Raw genomic sequence first — 2,703 nt, 5'->3', positions numbered from 1 at the left:
AATCCCATCGGCACCAACAAGGTCGGTTCATATTCTTTCTTGATCCCCAGATACATCAGCACACTGCCGATGACCATCATGATCAGTTGGCCGGGCGTGACGGATAAGATTCCTGCGACAATTTGTTCCAATTTTTATTTCCCTCCAAACGTTATTTTTATTGAATGATTACGATGGTTTGCCCGACGTCGATCGGTGCTCCTTTTGTGGCAATGACAGCCGTGATGGTGCCTGCTCGTTGCGCAACGATCTCATTTTCCAGTTTCATGGCTTCCAATACGGCAAGCACTTGGTTTTCGGTCACGACGTCGCCGACGTTCACTTTGATGTCCAGGATTTTGCCGGGCATCGGCGCCGTGATCGGGTCGCCTTCTCCACTTCCGACAACCGGTGTCGGTGCTGGAGCGGCTGCGGCTACAGGTGCTGCGACTGGCGCTGCTACTTGAGCGGGTGCCGCGGCTACTGCCGGTGCTCCGAACTCTTCCATTTCCACCATGTATTCTTTTTCGTTGATTTTGATGCGGAATTTCCTTAACATTCTTTTTCCCTCTTTCCGGCTAATCTATTCTTGCGATACTCTTCAACCTAAATTGCGAAGCAGGATGATCTCCTGCAGCAATTGCGCCAATTATGGCCGCAGCTATTTCTTTTTCCAGATCGATTTCTGTGATTCCCTTCACTTGGACGGTAACATCCGAATCGTCATGAACAAGTATCGCTGAGGCGATCGCTGCAACCAATTCTTTGTCCTCCTGTGAGACAGGCAAGGAAAAATCAACTGTTTCAAATGGTTTCGCTTGGGAAACGGGTGCATTTGCAGCTGTTGTCGGCTGCACAACCTCATTTTTACCTGCAAGAAGTCCGCGTAATTTTGATAGTAGGGTCATAACTCTTCCTTCCTACATCCTTCGATGTGCAGTTCTTCACTACAATTACAATAAGTAAGGGAGTCCGAAAATCTGGTTGCGATCAAGGACTCCCGCTCATTGCATTTGACTGTTACTTGATGAAGCTTACTTGTTTGCTGATTTCTTCGATTGCTTTGTCTTTTCTTTCATTGAAGATGATTTTGTTTTGTTCAAATAAATTTCCGCCATGTGTGTCGATCGAAATGATCAGCGGACCGAATTCCTTCACGCGGCACACCCAAAGTGTTTCCGGCATTCCAAGGTCGCGCCAGTGGGCTGCTTCGATCTCTTCCACTTCCGTAGCGGCCAATACTGCGCAGCCGCCTGGGAAAACAGCATGAACAGCGCCAAATTCTTGGCAGCCTTCCATTGTTCTTTGCCCCATGCCGCCTTTGCCGACGATCAATTTGACGCCTGTTTCTTCGATGAACTCTTTTTCGAAGCGTTCCATACGCATGCTGGTCGTTGGACCGACCGCAACCATTTCAAATTTATCGTTCCCTAAATCACGGACGATCGGGCCTGCATGGAAGATTGCTCCACCATTCAGGTCAACCGGCAATTCTCTTTTTTCTTCAATCAATCTGCGGTGGGCAACGTCACGGCACGTAACGATGTGTCCGTTCAAGTAGACGATGTCGCCGATGTTGATGCTCTCCAGGTCTTCGTTAGTGATTGGTGTTGTCAGAATTTTTTTGCCGTTCATTTCGCTCACGCTCATAGTGTTACCCCCGTATGTGAAGTGATTTCATAGTTCAGATTTTTATCAAAGATGATGTGTCCGCGTCTGTGTGACCAGCAACCTGTGTTGACTGCCACTCCGATAGTGGATGGGTGGCGAGCCGAATTTTCGATATGAACGCCCATGACGGACTTCTTGCCGGATAAGCCTTGTGGTCCCAATCCGATTGAGTTGATGCCGTCTTCCAATAATTTTTCCATTGAAGCAGCGCGCTCATTCGGGTTGTGGCTGCCAATCGGTCTCATCAAGGCTTTTTTGGATAAAATTGCTGCTGTTTCGACGGATGTAGCGACACCGACACCTACCAATAATGGCGGGCAAGCATTGATTCCGTATTCAGTCATGACATCCAATACAAATTTCGTGATGCCTTCGTATCCAGCAGATGGCATCAATACCATTGATTTCCCCGGCAATGTGCAACCGCCGCCTGCCATGTAGACATCCAATTCCAATTTGTCGCTGTTAGGAACGATATCCCAGAAGATGGATGGAGTGCCTTTTCCGATGTTTTTGCCTGTGTTGTACTCATCGAATGTTTCTACGCTGTTGTGACGCAATGGCGCATTTTTGGTAGCTTCAAGTACGGATTCGGTCAATGCCTCTTCCAAGTCTCCGATGAATGGGAAATTTGCACCGCATTTGATGAAGAATTGAATAACACCTGTATCCTGACAAGATGGACGGTTCAGTTTCATCGCTTTGTCTTGGTTATCCATCATTGATTGATAAACAACTTTGGATAAAGGAGCAACTTCCTCTTTTTCCAACTCGACCAGTCTCTTACCCACGTCATCCGGTAATCTTTTACCGATCAAACCTATAAATTTACCTACTGTTTCAGTGATTTTCTGTTGCGCTGTCACTTCATTGTTAAGCGTTTCCATTGTTCTTCCTCCTCGTAATCGGTAACTGAAGCAAAACCAAGTTTTCCTTCGTTCCACTGTGCTGCGGTACTGCTGGATTAAAGTCGCACACTTCAGATATCACTTATATTTGATATCTGATAATGTATCCCTTTTACAAATAGAAATTTACCATATCCTTTTTTCG

Annotated in this window: 5 protein-coding genes; all 5 read right to left on the bottom strand. The window is 46.6% G+C overall.

The genetic code is table 11. The annotated features are described in order from the left end of the window. Nucleotides 1-131 (bottom strand): sodium ion-translocating decarboxylase subunit beta (locus WBV27_RS11485; protein ID WP_424202188.1); only part of this gene is annotated, 131 nt, incomplete at its 3' end. 26 nt (nt 132-157) lie between these two features. Next, nucleotides 158-538: a biotin/lipoyl-containing protein gene (locus tag WBV27_RS11480; RefSeq protein ID WP_424202186.1), complete on the bottom strand. Its 381-nt coding sequence runs from the start codon at nt 536-538 to the stop codon at nt 158-160. Nucleotides 539-557: 19 nt separating this feature from the next. Continuing rightward, entirely contained in the window at nt 558-887 is a 330-nt protein-coding gene (locus tag WBV27_RS11475; protein ID WP_424202184.1) for a hypothetical protein, read from the bottom strand. 112 nt (nt 888-999) lie between these two features. After that, on the bottom strand, nt 1,000-1,629 hold the full coding sequence (ttdB, locus tag WBV27_RS11470; protein ID WP_424202182.1) for a L(+)-tartrate dehydratase subunit beta: 630 nt from the start codon (nt 1,627-1,629) through the stop codon (nt 1,000-1,002). Further along, on the bottom strand, nt 1,626-2,537 hold the full coding sequence (gene ttdA, locus WBV27_RS11465; RefSeq protein ID WP_086628522.1) for a L(+)-tartrate dehydratase subunit alpha: 912 nt from the start codon (nt 2,535-2,537) through the stop codon (nt 1,626-1,628). The genes ttdB and ttdA overlap by 4 nt, the downstream gene beginning before the upstream one ends. Between the last annotated feature and the right edge of the window lie 166 nt (nt 2,538-2,703).

The organism is Trichococcus sp. (assembly GCF_049589555.1).
Taxonomy (GTDB): domain Bacteria; phylum Bacillota; class Bacilli; order Lactobacillales; family Aerococcaceae; genus Trichococcus.
Note: the sequence above shows the minus strand (reverse complement) of the source record. Positions and strands in the feature narration are given on the sequence as shown.